Origin of the sequence: Labilibaculum sp. DW002, assembly GCF_029029525.1 — a bacterium.
GTDB lineage: Bacteria > Bacteroidota > Bacteroidia > Bacteroidales > Marinifilaceae > Paralabilibaculum > Paralabilibaculum antarcticum.
In genome coordinates, this window is record NZ_JAKJSC010000008.1 from 1 (window position 1) to 16489 (window position 16489).

General features: G+C 36.1%; 12 protein-coding genes and 1 riboswitch. Of the genes, 4 read left to right on the top strand and 8 right to left on the bottom strand.

The features are described from left to right. The first annotated feature begins 349 nt into the window (after positions 1-349). The 4 genes from L3049_RS19000 (at position 350) to L3049_RS19015 (ending at position 4420) form a co-directional block, all read left to right on the top strand. Positions 350-1081, top strand: coding sequence for a polyprenol monophosphomannose synthase (locus L3049_RS19000; RefSeq protein ID WP_275111412.1), 732 nt, complete (start codon positions 350-352; stop codon positions 1079-1081). A 30-nt stretch (positions 1082-1111) separates the two neighbouring features. Further along, positions 1112-2452, top strand: a complete 1341-nt coding sequence (locus tag L3049_RS19005) for a dihydroorotase (protein WP_275111413.1) — start codon at positions 1112-1114, stop codon at positions 2450-2452. Between the two features lie 28 nt (positions 2453-2480). Continuing rightward, complete coding sequence (locus L3049_RS19010; protein WP_275111414.1) at positions 2481-2978, top strand: hypothetical protein; 498 nt, start codon at positions 2481-2483, stop codon at positions 2976-2978. A 500-nt stretch (positions 2979-3478) separates the two neighbouring features. Continuing rightward, positions 3479-4420 carry an NAD(P)-dependent oxidoreductase gene (locus L3049_RS19015; protein WP_275111415.1) on the top strand — a complete coding sequence of 314 codons (942 nt, stop codon included), beginning with the start codon at positions 3479-3481 and terminating at the stop codon, positions 4418-4420. A gap of 74 nt (positions 4421-4494) precedes the next feature. On the opposite strand, the gene L3049_RS19020 is transcribed toward L3049_RS19015, so the two are convergent. The 8 genes from L3049_RS19020 to L3049_RS19055 form a co-directional block, all read right to left on the bottom strand. Beyond that, positions 4495-5127, bottom strand: coding sequence for a hypothetical protein (locus tag L3049_RS19020; RefSeq protein WP_275111416.1), 633 nt, complete (start codon positions 5125-5127; stop codon positions 4495-4497). 96 nt (positions 5128-5223) lie between these two features. Continuing rightward, complete coding sequence (locus tag L3049_RS19025; RefSeq protein WP_275111417.1) at positions 5224-5763, bottom strand: hypothetical protein; 540 nt, start codon at positions 5761-5763, stop codon at positions 5224-5226. A 429-nt stretch (positions 5764-6192) separates the two neighbouring features. Continuing rightward, on the bottom strand, positions 6193-7152 hold the full coding sequence (gene metF / locus L3049_RS19030; protein WP_275111418.1) for a methylenetetrahydrofolate reductase [NAD(P)H]: 960 nt from the start codon (positions 7150-7152) through the stop codon (positions 6193-6195). Positions 7153-7207: 55 nt separating this feature from the next. Continuing rightward, positions 7208-10876: a methionine synthase gene (gene metH / locus L3049_RS19035; protein WP_275111419.1), complete on the bottom strand. Its 3669-nt coding sequence runs from the start codon at positions 10874-10876 to the stop codon at positions 7208-7210. Position 10877: 1 nt separating this feature from the next. Beyond that, the gene (locus L3049_RS19040; RefSeq protein WP_275111420.1) at positions 10878-12137 is read right to left on the bottom strand and encodes an aspartate kinase; all 1260 of its coding nucleotides are present in this window, start codon (positions 12135-12137) and stop codon (positions 10878-10880) included. Positions 12138-12160: 23 nt separating this feature from the next. Further along, positions 12161-13351, bottom strand: coding sequence for a homoserine dehydrogenase (locus L3049_RS19045; protein WP_275111421.1), 1191 nt, complete (start codon positions 13349-13351; stop codon positions 12161-12163). Continuing rightward, positions 13341-14375 carry a homoserine O-acetyltransferase family protein gene (locus tag L3049_RS19050; protein ID WP_275111422.1) on the bottom strand — a complete coding sequence of 345 codons (1035 nt, stop codon included), beginning with the start codon at positions 14373-14375 and terminating at the stop codon, positions 13341-13343. The genes L3049_RS19045 and L3049_RS19050 overlap by 11 nt, the downstream gene beginning before the upstream one ends. Before the next feature lie 128 nt (positions 14376-14503). Continuing rightward, entirely contained in the window at positions 14504-15823 is a 1320-nt protein-coding gene (locus L3049_RS19055; RefSeq protein ID WP_275111423.1) for an O-acetylhomoserine aminocarboxypropyltransferase/cysteine synthase family protein, read from the bottom strand. A 471-nt stretch (positions 15824-16294) separates the two neighbouring features. After that, a riboswitch (SAM riboswitch) is annotated at positions 16295-16401 on the bottom strand. Positions 16402-16489: the final 88 nt, after the last annotated feature.

A 16489-nucleotide genomic window follows, 5' to 3' on the forward strand; every position in this document is an offset into this window, starting at 1 on the left:
CATTTTGTGATCGTCTTCACATTACGAGCCTAAGCATCTGAAAACGTGAGAGAAAAAATTTCAAAAAATATAAAATGAGCGAATGCCAAACTGTATTGCTGAGATAAATTGCATTCGCTAACAATAGAAACAATTATCCATTAGGGATAGAAGCGATATCCTTTTGACGAGGAACGAGAGAAAAGATTTAGCGGATAGCCCGACCAATTATCTATTAAAACAAATAGATAATTGGGAATGGCCAGATAAAAAATAGAAATTTTAGTCTTTTTAACTATCCATCGGAAAAGAAATTAGGTAGATATATTATCTTCGTACGATAAAATTGTTTTAACACTTTAATTCTCTCATGGTGACAAATCGTATTGTTATTATACCTACTTACAATGAAAAGGAAAACATTGAAGCTATTGTAAGGAAGGTTTTTTCGCTGGATACCCCTTTTGATATTCTTGTTATAGAAGATAACTCGCCTGATGGGACTGCTGCTATTGTGAAAAAGCTACAAAAAGAGTTTTCGCAGCTACATATTATAGAACGTAAGGGCAAACTTGGATTGGGTACGGCATATATTGCTGGATTTAAATGGGCATTGGAACACAATTATGAATATGTGTTTGAAATGGATGCTGATTTTTCGCACAACCCGGAAGATTTGGTACACCTATATAAGGCATGTTCGGAAAAAGGTGGTGATATGGCCATTGGTTCTCGCTACGTTTCCGGTGTAAATGTTGTAAATTGGCCTATGGGTAGAGTATTGATGTCGTATTTTGCATCGAAATATGTTCGTATCGTTACTGGTATGAAGATTCATGATGCTACTGCGGGCTTTAAATGCTACACGAAAAAGGTACTTGAAACGATCGATTTGGATAAAATTCGATTTAAAGGCTATGCTTTTCAGATAGAAATGAAATTTACCACATGGAAATTTGGCTTTACTATTATTGAAGTGCCGATTATTTTTACTGATAGAACCCAAGGAACCTCTAAAATGAGTGGTGGAATTTTTAATGAAGCTGTTTGGGGCGTGATTAAAATGAAATTGAGAAGCTTCTTCACCAAATACGAAAGATAGATTTACTATACTATATAACTAAACAACCAAATGTCAAGTATTCTTATAAAAAATGCCTTGATTATTAATGAAGGCAAAAAGTTTGCAGGAAGTGTTCTTGTAAAAGATCAGTTGATTGAAAAAATTTATACTTCAGCACCAGAAGTAACAGATCCTAATTGCAAGGTGATTGATGCTGGTGGAAGAATATTAATTCCTGGTGTAATCGACGATCAAGTTCATTTTCGTGATCCGGGAATGCCTCACAAAGGCGATATATTTACGGAATCGAGAGCAGCTGTGGCCGGAGGAACAACTTCATTTATGGACATGCCAAATGTAAAGCCTCAAACTCTTACACAAGAATTGCTTGCTGAACGATACAAACTGGGTGCTGAGAAATCTCTGGCTAACTACTCGTTCTATATGGGAGCTTCTAACACGAATTTGGAAGAGGTTATTAAAACCAACCCTAAAGATGTTTGTGGTATTAAAATCTTTATGGGGTCGTCTACCGGAAATATGTTAGTTGATGATATCGATACGCTTTCTCAGATTTTCGAAAAAGCACCTTTGCTTATCGCAACACATTGCGAAGATTCACCAACAATTGATGCCAATCTTGAAACTTACCGTGAGAAATATGGTGATGACATCCCTATGGATTATCATGGTGAAATTCGATCGGCTGAAGCTTGTTACAAATCATCTTCAAAGGCAATTGAACTGGCTAAAAAATACAACACTCGCTTGCATATCCTTCACCTTTCCAGTGGAATAGAAATGGATTTATTCGATAATAAGATTCCATCGAAGGATAAGCGAATCACTTCTGAAGTTTGTGTTCATCATCTAAGATTTAATGATTCAGATTATGCAGAAAGAAAAGCAAGAATCCGTTGGAATCCTGCCATTAAAACTGCTGATGATCAATCTAAAATTTGGGAAGCTTTACTTGACGATCGTTTAGATGTTATTGCAACAGATCATGCGCCACATACAATTGAGGAAAAAGATGGCAACTATATGCAAGCTGCTGGCGGTGGACCATTGGTACAACACTCTCTTGTTTCTATGCTTGAATTTGCACACAAAGGTAAGCTGTCTGTTGAGAAAGTAATTGAAAAAATGTGTCATGCTCCTGCTGATGTGTTCCAGGTTGAAAAAAGAGGTTATATCCGTAAAGGTTACTTTGCAGACTTAGTTCTTTTATCAGAAGATGAATGGACAGTAAACAAAGAAAATATCCTATACAAATGCGCTTGGTCACCTTTCGAAGGCGATCGTTTCCATTATAAGGTAGATCAAACTTTTGTAAACGGACATTTGGCTTACGATAATGGTCAATTTGATGAAAGTAATAAAGGAATGCGATTGAGTTTTGATAGATAGATCTTCTGAAAAATAACATTGTACTAAAATGATAAAACGTAATAATATACTAACAGCTCTGATTTTTTCAGGGCTGTTTTTGTTTTCCTGCCAGCAGAAAGAGACAGTTAAAAACAATGAGCAAACGGGAATAAAAATAGCAAAGCCGATTACTTATGAAGTTTTGGTAAAAAATCCGAATCCCGATGATGATTGGAAAACAGAGTGCTTGGCAAATACCGACACAAAAATATTGGTAGAGGACATTCTTAAAGCCGTAAAAAATGGAAATTTACCGGCCTTTGATTATTACGACAATCATGAATTATCAAAATCGGAAATTAAAGAAATCATTAAAGAAGGCAATTTAAGCGAGAACACGGCCAATATACAATTTGAAGAAGAATGGTATTGGGATAAAAACGAACTTGCCTTAAGCAAGAAGGTTAATAAAATAATGTTGGGCTATGCTGTATACGATGGTAAAGGAGCTGTTCGTGGTTACAAGGCTAGTTTTGTGATTGATTTAAACTTGAATAAAAATTAACTATTTTAATTACTTAAGGCTTATAAGTATTACAATCTATTTTTTGCATTGGGCTATCCGCCCAAACCCGACTTCATTTATTCATTAAAGCCTACTTTTATTTGTATTCATGATTTCCGCTTTGCTCCAATTGTTGGCTTGATCCAAAAAACGAAGCAAAAAAAATCAAGGCTGCTTTTTAAATACCTTTCTTATCTGCCTCATGCTTAAGTGCGGCCAGGTGATCTTCGAACAATCCCGATAGCTATCGGGACTAAGCTTCCCGGTCTTACTAAATCTTAGAGGCAAAACAAAAACTCTTTAAAATAAATGCCACTTAACGTGTGCCTTATACAATATTCCTTTATAGGATCACACACTATTAAAACGTCTAAATAAATTTAGTAAAAGCTTTTTTCAGAAACGTTTAGGACGCGATTGATTTTCCATCTATTTTTGCACAAAATATTTGAGTCTCGAACATTCTTGATTCTTGATCCTTTAAACTTGACACTTAAAGAATGAAAGTACTATTTATAGATTCTACCCATCCAAGATTGATGGAGATGCTTGTTGAAGCAGGATTTGATTGCACTTATGCTCCAGAAAAAAACAAGGAAGAGCTTTTAGAGATATTTCCTGAGTTTGATGGTTTTATTATCCGAAGTAAGTTTAAGCTGAATAAGGAAGAATTAGATCAGGCGGCAAACTTAAAATTTATAGGACGCGTTGGTGCCGGTCTTGAAAATATAGATGTGCCATACGCCGAAAGCAAAGGAATTACTTGTTTTAATGCCCCGGAAGGTAATCGCGATGCCGTGGGAGAACATGCACTTGGTATGCTTCTTTGCTTATTCAACAACCTATACCGATGTAACACTGAAGTTGGCATGGGAATGTGGCGTAGAGAAGAAAATCGAGGATTGGAAATAAAAGGTAAAACTGTCGGAATTATTGGTTATGGTAATATGGGAAATGCCTTTGCTCAACGCCTTAAAGGTTTTGGTTGTAAAGTAATTGCTTACGACAAATACAAATTCGATTATACCGACGAGTATTGCGAAGAAAAACAATTGCAAGATCTTTTCGACAATTGTGATATTCTAAGTCTTCATATACCTCAAACCGAAGAAACCATGTTTATGGTAAATGAAGAATTCATAGCTAAGTTCAAGAAACCTTTCTTTCTTATTAACACAGCTCGTGGAAAAATTGTAAGAATTTCTGACTTAGTTAAACATCTAAAAACGGGTCAGGTTCGTGGCGCTTGTCTCGATGTTTTAGAATACGAGAAAACTTCTTTCGAAGATTTACATGCCAATGAACTTCCTGATGATTTCAAATATTTAATTGATGCTGAGAATGTCTTATTAAGCCCGCACGTTGGTGGCTGGACACATGAATCAAACATTAAATTATCAGAAGTTACAGCTCAAAAGATCATTGATGAATTTGGGAAGTAATCTCCATTAAAATAAAACAAAGCCTCAATTCGAAAACGAATTGAGGCTTTTGCAATTATATAGGTGCGACCAAATTATAAAATTAAATTCGGTTCATTTTCACGAATCACGTAAGTTCTAATTTTTTCAACAAATTTAAACAGTATTTCAATCTTCTCTGGTTCCTCAAACCAATCTTGCGTTGTATAGATTCCAAAATGAGATTCTTCCTTTAGTTCAGGAACAAAACTCACATCAACACCATTAATACCGACCCTTAAACGCAAATCAAATTCCAGAGCATTTTTAATTATTTCTTGCACTCTCGTATTTGTGAAAATTCGATCGGCTCCAGTCAATTGATATTTTTCAAAAACTACCTTAGAATCGAAATTTTGACTTCCAGTTTTATTATTCTCATTGTTAGAGAAAAAGTTCAATTTATCGGTAATGAACTTCTTACGAATACTAATTTTTGTTGACTTAGAAACTGGTAAAGAGAAAAATACCCCACTACAATGCGCTATTCCACTAACATTTTTAGGATCAGAAAAGCAAGTAAAGAAAGTATTACTGTTAGGATGATTCTTAATGTATACTAATCTTTTATGATACACAATTGGCTGCATAGCATTTGACGAGTAGGCATCCTCTGAAGATTTAATATCTCGCCCTGTACTTTTTGCAAAATCTTGCAATTTCTGAATACTTGATTTTTCCCCTTCCATAAACAATGATTCTAATATTAATTTGCTTTCAATGACTTACAACAATCAAAGGATTAATTTAGCATAAAAACATTTTAGAATCAAAACACATAAGAACTAGAAACCGTAAGCCATACCTAATCCAAAGTAGTGATAAGCCTCATCGGTTAGTTCAATTTCCGATTCCATAATTACAGACCATCCATTTCCTATTGAAACTCTGATACCAATTGGCACCCACAATGGAATTGTTGTTTCATCACCAAAGTTGATGTCCATGTCTAAACCAGTAATTAGTTTTGTTCCTGATGTTAGTGGTATTGTAATATTTGCTGTTCCATCGAAACAAAAATCATGGAAATGATGCGCTCCTGCCGACAAGGATAGATTTTTGCTGATACCAAATTCAAGATCACCACCATAATAGTTTACATCTCCAAAGGCACCAATTTTTGCTCCAAGATCAACGTTTCGTCCAATACCTACGCCAGCATGAAAAAACATCAAAAACTCTGTATTTCCATCATACACAAACATAGAAGGTTCAAAACCAATTGCTGCTTCTCCACTTCTTAATACTCCAGATGTGTTAAAAACTTGCGCGTTTCCCACTATTGCAATAAATATCAAACTCAATAATATTATTCTTCTCTTCATAAGTCCTCTTTAAATTATTATCTAGAAACTAAGGAATGACCTATAATATTGTATTTAAAAGGACATTTTATAATTCGAGCCGTAAGGCTTTTACTTTTACCTTTTAGAGCCAGAGAGGCTCTTCATTTTTGGCTTAACCCAAAAACGAAGCAAAAAACTCAAGGCTACTTAAAAAATATCATCCAAATTCTTGTAATACTTAAGTGCGGCCGAGTGATCTTCGAACAAGTTCTCAGCTTCTCGGTCTTACTAAAGCTTTACTTCAATTCAGATAACATTTCTTAAAATGCCAGTACAATAGTATGTACATTATCTTTATTTTAATACACCATATTATAAAATAAAAATCCCTGCTCCAATCAGGAACAGGGATCAAAATATTTTATTAGACTCTTATAGGTACTTCGAACGCTGTCAGGTCAATAATTACTAATAAATAGCTTTTGCGATATCTCGAACACAATTCGATGCCATTAAGGTATAAAAATGTAATGAAGGAACTCCATGTTTTATCAATTCTTTTGATTGATGAATTCCCCATTCTGTTCCAAGCTCTTTCACTTGTTCGTTCGTTTTACATTTGCGAACCTCAGCAGCTAATGCTTCGGGAATATCAACTTTAAAAACCTGAGGTAATAAATTCAACTGACTAAGTGCAGAGATTGGTTTTATTCCCGGAATTAAAGGCACTGTTATCCCAGCTTCACGAATTTTCTTCTCAAACTCGAAAAACTTTTGATTATCGAAAAACATTTGTGTGACTATATAGTCAGCCCCGGCATCAACTTTCTTCTTAAGGTGATAGATGTCAGAATCCAAATTTGGAGCTTCTTCATGCTTTTCAGGATATCCAGCTACGCCAAAAGAAAAAGGAGAATCAAAAGCTTCAGTTTGAGTTCCATCCAAATACTCTCCTTTATTAATTTGATTTACCTGATTAATCAAATCAATCGCATATTTGTGCTCTCCCTCAATTGGAATAAAACCATGACGAGGTGAAGAATCTCCACGAAGTAATAACAAATCAGTTATCCCAAGAAAATTCAAGTCAATCAAAGCATTCTCGGTTTCCTCAGGTGTAAATCCTTGGCAAATAACATGAGGTACAACTGTTAACTTATATTTATTTTTAATTGCAGCAGCAACGGCAACCGTCCCTGGTCGTTTATTAGTCAGTTTCTTTTGAAAAGTTCCATTAGCAGATTCTGAGAAAATCACCTCATCGCAATGTGACGTAATATTTATATACTTAGGATCAAACTCTTTAAGCATATCAATAGTATTGAATACTTTGTAGATACTATTTCCTTTACGAGGAGGCAAAAGCTCAAAAGAAAAATGTGTGGTCTTATTTTCTATGGCCTGGTTGATATGATCAATTACTTTCATTGGTTTTAGTTAGATATAAGCTTCGAGACAGAAATCTCAATCCTTATTATTGATACTATATTATTGCACTAAGCAATTTTTTTGCTTTTTCTTCTGATATTCCTTTACGGGATGCGTAATCCTTCAACTGATCTTCTTTGATTTTATCAATCGCGAAATACATTGCTTCCGGATGAGCCATTACCAATCCACTTACAGTTGCCGTTGGATACATTGCAAAATTCTCTGTTAAAGTTGCTCCAATATTCTCCTCTACTTTTAAAAAATCCCAAAGCACCTGTTTTTCTGAATGTTCGGGTAATGATGGATAACCAAATGCCGGGCGAATTCCCTGATAGTTTTCACGAAGCATGTCCTCTATACTTCCATCCTCATTGGTAGCATAACCCCAATCTTCTTTACGGATTTTTTCGTGCAACAATTCAGTAAATGCTTCTGCCAATCGATCAGCCAAAATCTTTACCATGATACTGTTGTAATCATCATGATTTTCGTTCAATTTTTCTACAATCTCATCTAATCCCAGACCAGATGTAACTACGAAAGCACCTATATAATCAGTTCTGTTAGATTCTTTTGGAGCAATAAAATCGCTCAAGCATAAATTGGTTAAGCCTTTCTTGAATTTCTCTTGCTGACGAACACCACAGAAGCGTGTAATTTCTTTCGATCTATCCTCATCCTCGTATAAAACAATGTCATCTCCTACACTATTTGCAGGGAACAGACCAAAAACTGCTGCTGCTTCAATCAAATTTTTCTCTTCAATCTCATCCAACATCAGATTAGCATCATCAAAAAGTTTCTTAGCCTCATCTTTAAATTCTGCATCCTCCATAATTTCAGGATACATACACTTCAGCTCCCAAGCCACAAAAAAGAATGTCCAATCAATATACTTTCGAATTTCGCCAATCGAGTAGTTTTTTAACACCTGCAAACCTGTTTTATTCGGCTTATGAATCGGTTCAGTAGACCAATCGTAACGTTCCCTATTCGCACGAGCCTCTTCTATAGAATAATATTCTTTTGGTTTTTGATTTTCGTGAGCAGCTCGAACTTCCTGATATTGTTCTTTAACGGTTGACAGAAATTCATCGCGCTTCTTTTTATTACACAGGTTTTTGAAAATACCAACCGATTTTGAAGCATCAGCAACATAAACAACACCTCCGGAATAATTGGGTTCAATTTTCACAGCTGTATGCAGTTCTGATGTTGTTGCTCCTCCTACTACCAAAGGAATGTCTAAACCAAGTCGTTCCATTTCTGAAGCAACAAAAGCCATTTCTTCCAAAGAAGGTGTAATCAAACCACTCAAACCTATAGCATCAACTTTTTCTTCAATGGCAACTTCCAATATTTTAGCGCAAGGCACCATCACACCAAGGTCAATTACTTCAAAATTGTTACAGCCCAATACAACGCCAACAATATTTTTACCAATATCGTGAACGTCACCTTTTACAGTAGCCATCAGAATTTTACCCGCATTACTTGCTGCTAAACCTTTTTTCTCCTCCTCGATAAAAGGTTGAAGGTAAGCAACAGCTTTTTTCATAACCCGAGCAGATTTTACAACCTGAGGTAAAAACATCTTTCCTGATCCAAAAAGATCTCCAACAACATTCATCCCATCCATTAAAGGACCTTCAATTACTTCAAGTGCTCTTGGATAATTCTGACGAGCTTGTTCAGCATCCTCATCAATATAGTCAGTAATCCCTTTCACCAATGAATAGGATAATCGCTCCTTGACAGGCTTTTCTCTCCAGGCATCCGTCTTAACTACAGCTTTCCCTTGCGATTTCAATCCTTCAGCAAAATCGATTAACTGTTCAGTTGCTTCCGAATGACGATTAAGGACAACGTCTTCAACTTTCTTAAGAAGTTCTGGTTCAATCTCATCGTAAATCTGCAACATGCCCGGATTCACAATTCCCATATCCAAACCTTCCTTTATGGCATAATAAAGGAAAACAGAATGCATCGCCTCTCGAACAATATTGTTACCACGGAAAGAAAATGACAGGTTACTAATACCACCACTAATTTTAGCATGCGGTAAGTTGGCCTTAATCCAAGTCATTGTCTTAATAAAATCAACAGCATAATTATTGTGTTCTTCGATACCCGTTGCTATAGCCAATACATTAGGATCGAAAATAATATCCTCTGGTGGAAAATTTACCTTTTCAGTAAGTGTCTTATAAGCTCTTCCACAAATTTCGATTCGTCGCTCGTAAGTATCGGCCTGACCTTTTTCATCAAAAGCCATAATTACGGCAGCTGCTCCGTATCTTTTTATCTTTTGTGCCTTTTCAATAAAATCAGCCTCACCTTCTTTCATAGAGATAGAGTTGACCACACATTTACCTTGTACGCATTTCAATCCAGCTTCGAGCACCGACCATTTTGATGAGTCAATCATGATAGGCACTCGAGAAATTTCTGGTTCAGAAACCAATAATTTTAGGAAAGTGACCATCTCAGCTTCGGCATCCAACATGGCGTCATCCATATTCACATCAATCACCTGAGCTCCATTCTCAACCTGACTGCGTGCTATAGACAAGGCTTCTTCGTATTTCTTCTCTCCTATCAAGCGTGCGAACTTTCGAGAACCAGCCACATTGGTTCGTTCTCCCACATTCACAAAATTACTTAAGGAATTCACACGCAATAGTTCCAATCCACTCAAACGAGTTTCTTTTTCAACTACAGGAATCTCTCTAGGTTCAGCATCTTTAACTGCCTGAGCTAATGCTTTAATATGTTCTGGTCGAGTGCCACAACACCCACCTACAATATTTATCTTCTCGCCCTTCAACAAAACTGAAAGGTCAGAGGTCATCGTTTCAGCAGTTTCGTCGTATTCCCCCAGTTCATTGGGTAGTCCGGCATTCGGATAAACACTTACATAAACGGGAATTAATTTATCTAATTGCTCAATATATGGTACCAAATCCTTAGCTCCAAAAGCACAATTCAAACCTAAACTCAACAGACGATCTGTCTTCATCGATGTCACAAAAGCCTCCAAGGTTTGTCCGGAAAGTGTTCTTCCACTGTTATCGGTAATGGTACCCGAAAGCATGATTGGAATATCAAGATCTCTTTCAGTCAATATTTCATCCGCAGCAAAAACAGCAGCTTTAGCATTCAGGGTATCGAAAATAGTTTCAATCAACAAAGCATCTACACCACCATCAATCAAACCTTTTATTTGAACCGAATATATCTCAACCAAATCATCGAATGATACCTCACGATAACCTGGGTCTTCAACTTTGGGCGACATAGACGCCGTTTTATTGGTTGGACCAATTGCTCCAGCCACCCAACGTGGTGTTAAAGGATCTTCCTTTAGAATTTCATCAATAACTTCGCGCGCATTCTTGGCGGCTTCAAAATTCAACTCATAAGCTAAGTCTTCCAAACCATAATCGATTAACGAAATCGCATTGGAATTAAAGGTATTTGTTTCAAGAATATGAGCACCTGCTCTTAAAAAATCTCTATGAATAGATTTTATTATATCAGGTTTGGTCAAAGTTAATAAGTCATTATGCCCTTTCTGGTCACTTGAGAAATCTGCAAAACGAGTTCCACGAAAATCCGAATCAGTCAACTTGTGTGCCTGAATCATTGTTCCCATTGCTCCGTCTAAAACAAGAATTTGCTTCTTTAGTGCTTCTTTTATAGATATCAATTTCTGCTCCATTTTAATTTGCGACTGTTAGATAGATTGCGGTATTACTATTTTTTTGTTCAACCAAAACGTGATGTTTTAGTTGTATTTCTTCAATTGTAGCTGGTGTGTAATGTCGAACAGTGATTAATTCTAAATCATCACTCAATTCAACATCGTATTTTTGCTCTAATTCTTCCACTAAACTCTGCATGTCTCTTGCCGAACTGTTTGCACAAAAAGCAAAGCTAACTGCAGTGTTCTGAGTAAAATTAAGCTTTATTCTATATTTTGTCACCAAGGTGAAGATAAAAACCAAGTCTTTCTCACCAATAAATGAAAAATTTAAAGGTTTTAAAGTCACTAACATCTGCCTTTTCTTTACAATGTAATTTGGCAACAATGGTTGCGGCTGATCTCCCTTGGTAATTAATGTTCCTTTTTGCGATGGATCGATAAAAGATTTTACCCACAAAGGAATTTTTTTAGCCTGCAAAGGCTTTATGGTTTTCGGATGAATTACTCTTGCTCCATAGTACGACAACTCTATTGCCTCATGGTATGGAATCAAATCAATCTTAGTAGTTTCTTCAAAATAATCAGGATCTGCATTTAATATTCCCAACACATCTTTCCATATGATCATTTTATCAGCGCCAAGCAAGTGAGCCAAAATGGCTGCGGTATAATCAGATCCTTCTCTTCCTAAAGAAGTTGTATTTCCTTCTGGATCTCTGGCAATAAACCCTTGCGTAATGTACAATGCAGTCGGATTATCAGAAAATACAGCATTTGCCTTTTCCTTGGAAGAATCCCATAGAATATTGGCATCTACATAATTATCATCTGAATCCAAACAGGTTCTGACATCAATCCATTTGTTGCTTTGCTCTATTGAATTTAAGTAAGCAGATACAATTTTTGTTGATAAAAGCTCTCCAAAACCAATCACCTGATCGTATTCAAAATTGAATTGATCAGATGATGGTTTCGAAATTTTGGTTTTTAGCTCAATGAAAAGAGCGTTAATTTCCGAATTTAGACTCGTAGGAATTTCTTCGAATAAATCTTCGATTACTGAAGTGTGGTTTCTCTTCAGTAAATCAAAAAGTTCCAAGGTCTTTGTATCTCCAGAAAAATAAGCATCTACAAGTTCTTCCAGCAAATTGGTGGTTGTACCAATCGCCGAAATCACGACAGTGAGTGGACGCTTGACTTTGCCAATAATTTGGCAAATATTTTTGATAGCAGTCGCATTTTTTACCGATGCGCCACCAAATTTGTATATGATCATTTTTTGATATCTGATTAGTGTTGCTATTCTTCGCCTAAGTATGCTAGGAAAATATCTTTCCCTTCAATTTGCTTTCGGATTTTTATCAGTTCTGAAATATTCAAAGTTCCAATCACATAATTAAAATCTTTCCCTTTAAGCGATTCTGAGATTTCTTTGAAATTAAATAAGGCCAAGTCGTTGGTATCTGAATACCTTAAATAGATTTGAACCGGCATATCATTCGTGTATTCTAAACCACCATAATATTTCAATTTCTTGTACTCATACTTATAATTATAAGCCAAAGCCGTAATATCTGAAAGTACCGCCGATCCTGTTGGATGCGAACCAGCTCCTTTACCATACATAAACTGGTTATCGTAGAAATTCCCTTGGATCAACACACCATTATAATGATCTTCGACTGTATAAGCATGTTCCGAAGGTTTTACAAATTTAGGTGCTACCAATAAATTCACATGATTACCATTCACCTTAGTTACTTTACCTAATAAACGAATCTTATAGCCTTTTTGTGAAGCCAATTGAATATCATTAGCTGTCAATCTTGAGATACCAATATTAAAAACCTGATCAGGATGAACAAACAATCCAAAACCATGTACTGTAAGCGTAATTAGTTTATAAAGCGTATCGAAACCTTCAACATCAGATGTTGGATCGCTCTCTGCAAATCCCAATTCTTGTGCTTGTTTTAAAGCTACCTGATAATCTGAATTTTCATTGAAAATTTTACTCAAGATATAATTTGATGAGCCATTTAAAATACCACTTACCGATTGCAATAAGTCATTATCGTAATACTCCTCAAGATTACGGATGATTGGAATACTACCACAAGCCGATGCTTCATATAAGAATGATACCTTCTTCTCCCATTGTAATTGAATCAACTCCTCGATATGATAGGCTAACATCTTTTTATTTGCAGAAACAACATGTTTTCCATTCTGAAGCGCTGTTTTTACAATTCGATACGCCTCATCAGCATCATCAATCAATTCTGCAACAACATTAATCTTTGGATCATTCAAAATATCATCTGGATTAGTGGTTAGTAATTTAGAATCTATATCTCTTTCCTTTTCTGCATCCTTCACACAAACTTTTACGATTGATGCATCTAAGCCTTTACTATTTTTAAGAACGTGGGCCAATCCAGAACCAACTACTCCGAATCCGAAAATGCCTATTTTTAATTTATTGCTCATTGCTATTGTTGTCGATTAAGAAGGTTTTTAATACTTGAGTTAGTTGTTCTTGTTCCAAAAGGAATCCATCATGTCCGTAAATCGAATTGATTTCAAGGAATTCTGCCTTTGGAATATGATCTGCAATAAATCTTTGTTCTTGAATTGGGAAAATTTGATCAGAATTCACACCAATAACCAATGTTCTTGATTTTATTCCGCTTAAAGCTGAAACCAAACCATTTCTACCTCTTCCCATATCATGGCTGTCCATGATCTTTGATAAATGCCAATAAGCATAGGCATTAAATCTTCTGGCTAACTTCTCTCCTTGGTATCGTTGGTATGAACTTGCACGGTAATCATCTACTTTTCCTTCCTCATTTTCTTGCTGAGAATGATCGTAGGTAGCATAAGTCCGATAGCTCAATAAGGCAATCGATCGAGCAACACGCATGCCATTCAATCCTGCTTTATCATTCGATTCTTTCCAAGTTGAATCATTTGCAATCGCCATTCTTTGCGACTCATTAAAAGCTATTCCCCAAGGCGAATGCTGTGCATTACTTGCCAAGAAAACCAGATGATCTAAATATCCATTCAAATTGTAAGCCCACTCTAAAGCTTGCATCCCACCAAGAGAACTTCCAATCAGCGTGTGAATTTTTTCAATGCCTAGTTCTATTCGTAAAAGTTCATGAGCCGCAGTCAAATCACGAACGCTTAAGTGTGGAAAATCATGATAATAAGCCTGTCCGTTGTCCGGATTTTTTGAAAGAGGACCAGTTGAGCCATAACATGAAGCAAGTGTATTGTCGCATACGATGAAATAATCTTTCGGGTTAAAGAAATCTTCTTCACCAAATAAACCAGCCCACCAATCGAAAACATCTGAATTAGCTGTTAGTGCATGACAAACCCATATCACATTATTTTTCTCAGGATTATATTCTCCATAAGTGTGATAAGTTAGTTCTAGCTCTTTCAGACATTCGCCTGATTCAAGTTCTAAACCTTCTTTATGGATATAACAATTGGAATTCACAGTTTACAATTTTTGTTTTGTTTGTTGTTTTGTATTAAGAATAGATTGCACAATGCTAAACTTGTACAAATACTAGTTCCCAGTCGATCACCTACGAGAAGATGATCGGCTGGGATAAACTATAAAAACTAATTGATTGTCTCTACATTAATTGCTTTCTCTACAGATTGCTTGATATCAGCTTTTATATCTTCGATATGCTCAATACCTACGGAAATCCTTAACAATCCTGGTTCAACTCCCGAATCCTTTTGCTCCTGTAAACTCAGTTGTTCATGCGTTGTTGAACTCGGATGGATAATCAATGTTTTAGCATCTCCCAAATTGGCAACATGAGAAAGTAATTCAACACCATCAACCAATTTATCTGCAACTTCTTTTCCTCCTTTTACTTTGAAAGTCAGAACTGAACCTGCACCTTTTGTAAAATATTTTTTTGCTTTTTTGTAATAAGGGCTTGAAGCTAAACCCGGGTAGTTCACTTTCTCAACCCAATCCTGCTCTTCTAACCATTCTGCCAAAGCAATTGTATTTTCAACATGACGATCTAATCGAAGGGACAATGTTTCCAGCCCTTGTAGAAGCAAAAATGAATTAAATGGACTCTGTGAACAACCATAATCTCTTAAACCTTCAACACGTGCACGAATTGCAAAAGCAATGTTTCCAAATGGGCCTTCCGAACCGAAAACATCCCAGAATACAAGTCCATGATATCCTTCTGAAGGTTCACTAAATTGAGGAAATTTTCCATTACCCCAATTGTAATTTCCGGCATCAACTATAACACCACCTACTGCAGTTCCATGTCCGCAAATCCATTTAGTTGCCGACTGTACAACCACATTTGCTCCATGATCAATTGGTCGAAATAGATAACCGCCAGCACCAAGAGTATTATCCACGATTAAAGGCAAATCATACTCTTTTGCAATGGCTGAAACCTTCTCAAAATCAGGGATAGAAAATTTTGGATTCGGTAATGCCTCAACATAAATTGCTTTTGTATTTTCATCGATCAAAGGCACAATTGTTTCAGGCTCATCAATATCAACAAATCGGCACTCAATCCCCAAACGTTTAAATTGAACTTTGAACTGGTTATAAGTTCCACCGTATATTTGAGCAGCACTTACAAAATTGTCGCCACACTCAAGAATATTGGTTAGTGCAAGAAATTGAGCCGCCTGACCAGAACCTGTTGCAACAGCAGCAACACCACCTTCCAGTGCTGCAATTCGCTTCTCAAAAACATCATTAGTTGGGTTCTGTAAACGGGTATAAATATTCCCGAATTGCTTCAAACCAAATAAGTCTGCTGCATGCTTAGAATCGTTGAATGTATAGGCAGTTGTTTGATATAATGGTACCGCTCTTGAGTTAGTTGTTGCATCAACTTCCTGACCTGCGTGTATTTGTAATGTTTCGTATCTTAAATTTTCAGACATAGCTATTCGTATTTTGAACAGGCTGATAGCTGTTAGCTATTTGCTTTTTTATTAGCATGGCCACCAGTTTTCCTGATTTGCCATCCAGCACAAAAGCCTACTCCTTGATTAAAAAAATTGTTTAATTGGTTAGAAACCTAAAAGGTTTCGAATGGTCACAAATACAGATCTATCTTATCAGTAAACTATCTGAATGTGGTTTTTTCAGGTTTAGTTGTACCTATTCCTTGTTCTGAAAATACAGAAACATGAAAATTAAGCAAGATTGAATTTGAGTTCCCTAATCGGAGTTATTTTATACGCACCGGCATCTAAAAAAGGGGAAATTTTATAGACAGAATGCGTTATAGCATACGCATAGCCATTTGCATTCGCATCATTGGAGTTGATGCATTATGTAGTTGCAAATGTAAATTTAACTCCTGTGGAGTTACCTGATTGATGTAATGATTTTCTGTCTTCATAATTTCTAATTTATATTCACCAATTACTTGGTCAGGATTTGACACCTTTCGGTTTTGGTACCGCGGTTGTCAGAAGGTCATCGAGCCTGTTCTCTCACTTCTTCTGTATAAATTATAGATATCCTCCTAGGAGTTTTACCTTAAATAACTTTGACAAAGATAGAGAAGTTTTTTAATTGTCCAAACAATTAAGACCTCTTTG

Bases quoted from the DNA above. Each gene is read 5' to 3' on its own strand.
- L3049_RS19055 (WP_275111423.1), bottom strand. From the start codon at position 15,823: ATGTCTGAAAATTTAAGATACGAAACATTACAAATACACGCAGGTCAG.
- metH (WP_275111419.1), bottom strand. From the start codon at position 10,876: ATGGAGCAGAAATTGATATCTATAAAAGAAGCACTAAAGAAGCAAATT.
- metF (WP_275111418.1), bottom strand. From the start codon at position 7,152: ATGAAAGTAATTGATCATATCAACCAGGCCATAGAAAATAAGACCACA.
- L3049_RS19020 (WP_275111416.1), bottom strand. From the start codon at position 5,127: ATGGAAGGGGAAAAATCAAGTATTCAGAAATTGCAAGATTTTGCAAAA.
- L3049_RS19045 (WP_275111421.1), bottom strand. From the start codon at position 13,351: ATGAGCAATAAATTAAAAATAGGCATTTTCGGATTCGGAGTAGTTGGT.
- L3049_RS19005 (WP_275111413.1), top strand. From the start codon at position 1,112: ATGTCAAGTATTCTTATAAAAAATGCCTTGATTATTAATGAAGGCAAA.
- L3049_RS19040 (WP_275111420.1), bottom strand. From the start codon at position 12,137: ATGATCATATACAAATTTGGTGGCGCATCGGTAAAAAATGCGACTGCT.
- L3049_RS19025 (WP_275111417.1), bottom strand. From the start codon at position 5,763: ATGAAGAGAAGAATAATATTATTGAGTTTGATATTTATTGCAATAGTG.
- L3049_RS19015 (WP_275111415.1), top strand. From the start codon at position 3,479: ATGAAAGTACTATTTATAGATTCTACCCATCCAAGATTGATGGAGATG.
- L3049_RS19010 (WP_275111414.1), top strand. From the start codon at position 2,481: ATGATAAAACGTAATAATATACTAACAGCTCTGATTTTTTCAGGGCTG.
- L3049_RS19000 (WP_275111412.1), top strand. From the start codon at position 350: ATGGTGACAAATCGTATTGTTATTATACCTACTTACAATGAAAAGGAA.